The organism is Arachidicoccus sp. (genome assembly GCF_050436765.1).
In the GTDB taxonomy this organism is placed as follows: Bacteria; Bacteroidota; Bacteroidia; order Chitinophagales; family Chitinophagaceae; genus Arachidicoccus.
Genome location: NZ_JBNQGD010000161.1, coordinates 20,801 through 28,936, shown reverse-complemented (window position 1 = coordinate 28,936; position 8,136 = coordinate 20,801). Strand labels below are relative to the sequence as shown.

8 protein-coding genes are annotated in these 8,136 nt (G+C 38.2%); 4 read left to right on the top strand and 4 right to left on the bottom strand.

What is annotated here, in order from left to right; genetic code table 11:
- The 4 genes from ACQR30_RS07155 to ACQR30_RS07140 all read left to right on the top strand — a co-directional run.
- A partial coding sequence (locus ACQR30_RS07155) for a LemA family protein (RefSeq protein WP_429733325.1) occupies positions 1 to 198 on the top strand: 198 nt, incomplete at its 5' end.
- A 14-nt stretch (positions 199 to 212) separates the two neighbouring features.
- Positions 213 to 674 carry a TPM domain-containing protein gene (locus ACQR30_RS07150; RefSeq protein WP_429733322.1) on the top strand — a complete coding sequence of 154 codons (462 nt, stop codon included), beginning with the start codon at positions 213 to 215 and terminating at the stop codon, positions 672 to 674.
- Between the two features lie 17 nt (positions 675 to 691).
- Positions 692 to 1,498, top strand: a complete 807-nt coding sequence (locus ACQR30_RS07145; RefSeq protein WP_429733319.1) for a TPM domain-containing protein — start codon at positions 692 to 694, stop codon at positions 1,496 to 1,498.
- 75 nt (positions 1,499 to 1,573) lie between these two features.
- On the top strand, positions 1,574 to 2,245 hold the full coding sequence (locus tag ACQR30_RS07140) for a class I SAM-dependent methyltransferase (protein WP_429733316.1): 672 nt from the start codon (positions 1,574 to 1,576) through the stop codon (positions 2,243 to 2,245).
- Positions 2,246 to 2,272: 27 nt separating this feature from the next.
- On the opposite strand, the gene ACQR30_RS07135 is transcribed toward ACQR30_RS07140, so the two are convergent.
- From ACQR30_RS07135 to cobA, 4 genes are all read right to left on the bottom strand, one after another.
- Positions 2,273 to 3,814: a TSUP family transporter gene (locus ACQR30_RS07135; protein WP_429733314.1), complete on the bottom strand. Its 1,542-nt coding sequence runs from the start codon at positions 3,812 to 3,814 to the stop codon at positions 2,273 to 2,275.
- 17 nt (positions 3,815 to 3,831) lie between these two features.
- Positions 3,832 to 5,487 carry an NADPH-dependent assimilatory sulfite reductase hemoprotein subunit gene (locus ACQR30_RS07130; protein ID WP_429733311.1) on the bottom strand — a complete coding sequence of 552 codons (1,656 nt, stop codon included), beginning with the start codon at positions 5,485 to 5,487 and terminating at the stop codon, positions 3,832 to 3,834.
- Positions 5,488 to 5,579: 92 nt separating this feature from the next.
- On the bottom strand, positions 5,580 to 7,301 hold the full coding sequence (locus ACQR30_RS07125; RefSeq protein WP_429733308.1) for a diflavin oxidoreductase: 1,722 nt from the start codon (positions 7,299 to 7,301) through the stop codon (positions 5,580 to 5,582).
- A complete protein-coding gene (cobA, locus tag ACQR30_RS07120; RefSeq protein ID WP_429733306.1) occupies positions 7,294 to 8,133 on the bottom strand; it encodes a uroporphyrinogen-III C-methyltransferase in 840 nt (279 codons plus the stop codon). Before cobA ends, ACQR30_RS07125 begins: the two co-directional genes overlap by 8 nt.
- Positions 8,134 to 8,136 lie beyond the last annotated feature (3 nt).

The following is an 8,136-nucleotide window of genomic DNA, read 5'->3' as shown; positions in this document are numbered from 1 at the left end:
ACCCAAATTGAAGGCACCGAAAACCGCATTAACATTGCACGCCGTGATTATAATGCAGCAGTTAATTCGTATAATTTACAAGTAAAAACTTTCCCTAGGAATATAATGGCTGGCATTTTTGGTTTTCACGCAAAAGCTTATTACAAAGCTGATGCAGGAAGCGAAAAAAACCCGGATATTAATTTTGACATTAAATAATTTCCCTACATTCAATGTTTAATATTTTCAAAAAAAAGGTACCTCAGTTTTTTTCTGTTGAAGAACAGGAAGAAATTGTGCACGCCATACAGCAAGCAGAAGTATCTACTAGTGGTGAGGTACGTTTGTATGTAGAAAGCAAATGCAGTTATGTAAATGCGCTTGACCGCGCCATCGAAATATTTGCGAAACTAAAAATGTACCAAACGACACAACGCAATGGCGTATTGGTTTATGTGGCACTAAAAGACAAACAACTCGCTATCTTTGCCGATGAAGCCATTTACCAAAAGGCGGGTAGTCAATTCTGGAATGAAAAAGTACAACAGATGATTAGCCATTTCAATAAAAACAATTACGCAAAAGGTTTGATAGAGGTAATTCTAGAAATCGGTCAGTCACTTGCCAAAGCTTTCCCTTATGATGCAACCACAGATAAAAATGAGTTGCCTGATGATATTGTCTTTGGTAAATAATTTTAAAAATAGCTTTAGTGAATTTATCCCATCGTATATACAAAATAATAGGCCTATCCTTTTTGGTGCTTCTATTATCTAATTTTAATTTCTTAGGAGCGCAAACTATTTTACCAAAGCCCAATCCACCTCGTTTGGTAGTGGATAATGCAGGCCTTTTAATTCCTGAACAAAGCGCTATTCTAGAACAAAAATTAGACGCGCTGGACGATAGTACTTCGAACCAAATTGCAGTTGTAACGATTCCTACACTTCAGGATGCAAGCGGTAACGTATATCCTATTGAAGACTACGCCAACAAACTTTTTCGTAGTTGGGGTATCGGCAGTAAAGAAAAAAATAACGGCGTATTAATACTCTATGCAGCAAAAGATCATAAAATATGGATAGAAATTGGCTATGGGTTAGAAGGTGCAATTACCGATGTACAAACTAAAAGCATTATTGACAACGATCTCACACCCAATTTTAAACAAGGCAATTACTATAGAGGAATTGATGAGGCTATCAACTCTCTTTCTGCCGCAGCTACAGGAGAATACAAAGTACCACGCAAACAAAAAGACAGTAGCGGAAGTGGGTTAGGCACTTTTTTAATTATTGTTATCATCATTATTGTTATTATTGCTCGCTCAAGTGGCGGTGGCGGCGGTGGGATTGCAAGTCGAAAAGGTTGGGGCGGAATGTTCTGGCCTATGTTCTTTGGTGGACTTGGAGGCGGTTTCGGCGGTGGCAATAGTGGAGGGGGATTCGGCGGAGGTGGCGGGTTCGGCGGCTTCGGCGGAGGAAGCAGCGGAGGTGGCGGCGCAGGCGGCGGTTGGTAAAATTTCAAAAAAAATGGAGGTCTCTGTTTAGCCCCACTCTCTCTTTACATTCATTTCAAAATAAAATAATCAAAAGTGTCTTTTTATAAATCTCTTCAAAAATTATCCCCTAAGTCCATTTACATAAACAAATATTTTAAAAATAATAAGTTTACACTATTGGATATAGGCGCCGGCAATAATTCAGCATCGAAAACCAAAGCACTATTTCCGAATTGCGAATACCACGGTGTTGATTTAGACAAAAGCTACAACAACAATCAAGACGATTTTGATGCAATGACAGCATTTTACGAGATGGATCTGACCAAACTTCAATTCAATGCTATCCCTGATAATTATTTCGACTTTATTAGAATGGCACACGTGATTGAACATCTGACCAACGGTGACGAAGTTTTAAAGCACTTAATTCCCAAAATAAAATTAGGCGGTTATTTTTATGTAGAATATCCCGGTAATAAAAGTAAAAAACTACCCTCTATGAGTGGCACACTCAATTTTCATGACGACCCTACGCATGTTAGGCTTTATAGTGTAACAGAAATAGAAAAAATATTCGAAGAGGGTAACTGTAACATAATCGCCTCAGGTACCAGAAGAAATACTTTATTTTTATTAGCGACACCTTTTAGAATAATGGGTAAATGGATAAAAGGTAAAAAACTCGAGGGGAATATTTTTTGGGATTTATTGGGATTCGCAGAATTTGCCATTATACAAAAGCCCAAGAATAGAATAAGCTAAAAGACATTTTGGGAAGATGGAGATGCCCTACATAAAACTCATCCACATCACACGCAGGCTGCACAAAATAACCAAAATACCAACGCAGATAAACATCGTTTTTAAAGGTAATTTACCTGAGAGCTTTGCAGCTAGGGGTGCTGCAAGCACACCTCCAAAAACTAACCCGGCAATTACCTGGAAATGCATTTGGTTAAACACAATAATAAAAGTTGCAGTACTGGCAATAGAAGTAAAAAATTTGGTAAAGGTAGAAGAACCAATAGTGTATAAAGGATCGCGGCCACCTGAGATAAGTGTACTGGTAACTAATGGCCCCCAACCACCACCGAATGCATCTAAAAATCCACCTATAAAAGCCACCGGGCGAACATTTACAATTTTTCGTTGACGCTGTGCCCGAATACTTTTAAACGCTTTTTTTAATATTTTAAAGCCCAAATAAAAAGTATAAACAGCAATAATCGGACGCATAATATACCCAAAACTATTGCCTAAAGTGCCTATAAATAAAGCGCCCAAAACTGCCCCTATAATGCCAGGAATAACCAAGGCAACCCACAGTTTTTTATTAACGTGTTTGTATTTGTAATGACTGATACCGGCTGTTCCTATAGAAAACATCTCCGCCATATGTACACTACTACTGATACCCGCGACAGGAATAGGAAGATTAGAAGATAATAAAAATGTAGTAGACAACACACCATAACCCATTCCCATCGCGCCGTCTACAAGCTGCGCCACAAAACCGGCTGCAAACATCCAAAAGAAATTTTCATCGAGACTGTTAGCGATATAATCAAAGCTTTTAGTAACCCAATGGACAGGCATTAAAAAACCAAATACCCAATAGCCCAGCAACATCGCTGCCAGTAAAATAGAAATGTTCAAACCAATTTTTTTCCAAAATGAAGTACGCAAAAGAAAAGGTTTCGACAATACTTCTTTCTGTTTAGGACTAATTAAAACCTCTGTAAGCGCATTTAATTTTTCAACCTTTTCATGGAAGTCTCCGTTTAAACTATTGCGGATTTTTTGCAAATTGTCTAAAGATGTTTCCAGTTCCTCTGGCAAAGAGTTACTGATAATTTCTTTCAGACGTTTGGCCATTGTTGGCGATTTGCCATTGGTAGAAATCGCAATTTTGAGGCTACCTTTCCCAACAATAGAACCTAAATAGAAATCACAAAGGGCTGGTTTATCTGCTACATTTAATAAGATTCCTTTTGATTTCGCATCTTTATGAACCTGTTCATTCAAAACATCGTCGCCAGTCGCAATAATAGCTATATCACAATTGTCCAAATCACTGATATGATAAGGTCTCTGAGCAATTCTAATATTTTCTTTCCCTTCTATTAACAAAGAGAATTCCGCAATTACTTCTTTGGCAACCACATATACATTCGTTTTCGGTGCATTATTCAAAACAACCGAAAGCTTTTCGAGACCAACATTTCCCGCACCAATTAATAATAACCTCAACTGTTCCAGTTTTAAAAAAACGGGAAACAAGTTATTCACTTCTTTTAAAGGCGTAATATTATTAATAGTATCTCTCGGCAAAGTAATTTTTGAAAAATTTATACTAATTCTTTTCTTACGACAAAGTCCCCAAAGGTTTCTTTCTCATTTTTCCCTTCCGCAAAAGAAGCAAGTAACTCCTCCAGTTCCACTAGAATATTAGCTTCTTCTAGATTCTCTTTGTATAATTTATTCATTCTTGTACCCAGTGCGTCTGCACCAATATGCATGTTGTAATGTCCAAGTGAAGTACCCACAAAACCTATTTCAGCCATGTAAGGTCTCGCGCAGCCATTTGGGCAACCTGTCATACGAATAGAAATATCTTCATTTTCCAGATGATATTTAGTTACCAAGTCTTCAATTTTAGTTATTAAAGATGGTAGGTATCTTTGCGATTCAGCAAGTGCTAGAGCACAAGTATTTAGCGCAACACAGGCGATAGCGCTTTTTCTCAACACAGACGACTCATCTGTATGTTGAATAATATTATATTTCTGCAAAATGGCCTCAATGAAGTCTTTATCCTGCTCTAATATATCGCTGATGACAATATTTTGATTACAAGTAAAGCGAAAATTTGCCTTTCTCGATTTTGCAATTTCCAAAAATGCAGTTTGAAACTGAACCCCGTTTTCATCCAGGACACGCCCATTTTCTACGAAGGCAGTATAATAGTATTTCCCTTCATGATTCTTTGCCCAACCATAATCATCTGTACGTCGTATAAAAGTGTAAGGTTTTAACGGCCCAAATTTTACACCGCTGCGTTTCTCCACTTCGGCTTTGTAAACGTCCACCCCCATTTTGTCAATCGTGTATTTTAATCGCGACAATTTACGATCTTCCCTATTACCAAAGTCTCGCTGCACGGTAGCAATCTCATAAACCACTTTATCTAAATCCTCCTTTTTTATAAAACCAAACAGAGAAGCCAAACGCGGATAGGTGGCACTGTTGCCATGCGTAGCACCCATGCCGCCGCCCGCACCGACATTATACCCAATTAATTTATTATTTTCTATAATGGCAATCAAAGCGCAATCATTAGCGAAAACATCTATATCATTTTGCGGAGGAATAGCTATACCAATTTTAAATTTACGTGGCAAATAACGTTCCTGATACAAAGGATCTTCTTCCACTTTTTCCGCTACTTTCTCACTTCCTACAAATATCTCATAATACGCTCGCGTCTTAGGTTTCAGCAAAGCACTTAAATGCACAGCAGTCTGATAGATTTCTCCATGAACAGGAGAAACATCAGGGTGCGCCGATGCCAATACATTCCTATTAACATCACCACAAGCCGCGATAGAATCAAGCTTTGCTAAATTAAATGCCTGATGGGTGGGTCTTGCGTGATGTTTCAAAATACCGTGCAATTGTACCGTCTGACGCGTAGTTATTTTTATAGTCCCGGAAGTATAGCTTTTTGTTACCTGATGTAAGGCTTCCCACTGCTCTGCTGTAAGAAATCCTCCCGGTAAGCGCAAACGCACCATAAAAGCCCAAAGTCTGTCGAGCTTCTTTGCCGCACGTTCTTCTCGTCGGTCACGGTCGTCTTGCATATACATTCCATGAAATTTCACCAGTGCTTTATCATCTTCCCTAATATCACCAGTGTGTTCATCAGCCAGGCTTTCCAATAATGTTCCACGCAATCCCCTGCTGGCCTTTTTTATTTTTTCTGTACCCGATTCATTTATACTCATTGTTCTTGTCCGTTATTTTCTAACAATTATCAGCTTCATTAATTCCTATCACCTACGATACTCACTTTCAATTTCTCAACTGTTTCTCTCTATTAATATACGTCTTTTAATAATCTTCCCGCCTCACGCATGTTTTCTATATACGCAACAGCCTGCGACTCATCTATATGTTTTTGGGTCGCAATGATTTCCACAAGCGTCTTTTCAACGTCAAAACTCATTGGTTCTTTTGCGCCGCAGATGTAAATATATGCACCTGTTTCCAACCACTCGAATAATTCTTCTGCTTCCTGAAGCATCTTGTGTTGCACATATACTTTATGTTCCTGATCGCGAGAAAAAGCACCATTGAATTTCGTAAGTACACCAGAGTCAAGAAAAGATTGTATTTCAGTTTGATATAAAAAATCACTTGTAAAATGCTGGTCTCCAAAAAATAGCCAGTTCTTTCCAGAAGCACCCTGCGCATCACGTTCAAATAAGAAAGAACGAAATGGAGCAACTCCCGTACCTGGTCCAATCATAATTACATCACTATATTCAGAAGGCATCCGAAAAACTTTATTCGGATGAATATAGAAATTCAAATTTGTATCAATGGGTAGTTGCGTCAGATAATGAGAACATAAACCTACTTCCTCCTTCTCATTTACAAGAAATTTATCGCGCGCAACTGTAATATGTACCTCTCCACCATGGGCTTCTGGTGATGAAGAGATAGAATACAAGCGTGGTACAATAGGTTCCAATATCTGTATAACCTGTAAAAGTTCATCCGTATTTTTTACGGGATATATTTTAAGAAGGTCAGTTAAGTTCATACGTGTCTCGGGTATCTCCTGGCCTACAACTAAAGCATATTTATTGACAACTCTTTCATGCAAATAAATAATTTGTAATTTGTTCTTTAATAAATCAAAAATTTCATACTCACTATCTTTCCAAACGACCTTGGTATTCGCTTGCAACCCACTCAAATGGAGAATTTCTTCTATTGCATGAATAGGGTTTTCAGGTACAACACCCAATGCATCTCCAGGTGTATATTCTATATCTTCTGCTTCAATTTCAATATGATGCGTCTCTTTGTGTGAATCTTTATCATTTAAGTTAAAATTAGTAATCACACGACCGTTGTAAATTTTCTTTGCACTACTCTTTTTTATAATAGCAGGCGCAGCGCTATTAGAAGGCTGCGATGCATTAAGCGACACAATATGGCTTTCAAACCAATTATTTGCCACTTCGTCATAGTCAGTATCACATTTCTGTAAAGGAACTACACGTCTGGCACCACGTAGTTCCAGCTGTTTGTCAACATCTTCACCAGCTTGACAAAATAATGGATAAGAACTATCACCTAAGGCCAACACTCCATATTTCAATTTCGGCAAGATCAAATCGCCTTCATGTATAGCATTGAAAAATTTTGCAGCCGCTAAAGGTGGCTCGCCATCTCCTTGTGTACTGATAACTACAAAAAAATATTCCTCTTTTTGCAAATCGGACAACCGATATTGTTCTACAGAAGTAAGTTTCGTTTTAATACCAATTTTTTTCGACGTGGCCGCGAATTTCGTCGCCAAGGACTTTGCATTTCCGGTTTCTGTCGCATACAATATCGTTAGCTTTTCAATCTTAGGTTTCGCAGCAATATTATTGCCAGAAACATTTCCGGTATAGTCTTTTTCTGAGCTAAGGACACCAGACAAGAAGCCATTCATCCATAACAATTCGTCACGTGTTGCTTCTTTTATTAACTGACTAAAAATATCTTTTTTGGGTTCTAATAACATCATATTAATTTTATGCACTTAACTTATTTTCTTTTAAAACTTCCACTGCTACACGGCTCGCCGGACGGAAATAATTTTCGTTTGTATCGCTGTTTTCTTGCCAAGCAAAAACGCTATGCAAATCAACAACTCTACCAATTATCACCAAAGACGGGGAAACAAAATCTTGATCCATTTTTGATTCTCCAAGGCTCTCAAAAGAATGAATAAATACTTTTTGAAAAGGCGTAGTAGCTTGCTGTACTATGGCTATTTTTTTATCATTTGAAACATTATTGATCAAAAAGTTTTCTGCAAGATCGTACCAGGTTTCTCCCGCCATATAAAAAACTAAAGTATCATCTGTTTCCGCTAAATCTTTCCAGTAACTTTTGGCTTGCGGATGCTTTTTGGAATAAGTAAGAATTCTTACCGCTCGAGAATAATTACGTGCAGTTAGGGGAATTCCTGCATAAGCTGAAGCCCCAGATGCTGCCGTAATCCCGGGGATAATTTCATAAGCAATTTGGTTTTCAAGCAGGGCATGTAATTCATCCAAAACATTAGAAAAGAACGCAACATCCCCGCCTTTTAAGCGCACTACCAATTTCCCCTGAAAGGCATATTGCACCAGCATCTGGTTGATTTCCTTTTGTGAAACAGATTGTCCATTATTACAACCTTCTTTTCCAACAAAGACAACTTTTGCCAATGGAGAAACATGTGCATTTAAAATCTCTTCACTTACCAAGCGATCGGTTAGTACTACATCGGCGCATTGCAAATAACGAACTGCCTTCAGCGTTATTAACTCTGCGTCACCAGGGCCGGCGCCCGCAATAATTACTTTTCCTTTTGCAACCTTTTTCATTAA

Excerpts from the sequence above, each read along its gene's own strand:
- ACQR30_RS07150 (WP_429733322.1), top strand. The coding sequence starts at position 213 with ATGTTTAATATTTTCAAAAAAAAGGTACCTCAGTTTTTTTCTGTTGAA.
- ACQR30_RS07130 (WP_429733311.1), bottom strand. The coding sequence starts at position 5,487 with ATGAGTATAAATGAATCGGGTACAGAAAAAATAAAAAAGGCCAGCAGG.
- cobA (WP_429733306.1), bottom strand. The coding sequence starts at position 8,133 with ATGAAAAAGGTTGCAAAAGGAAAAGTAATTATTGCGGGCGCCGGCCCT.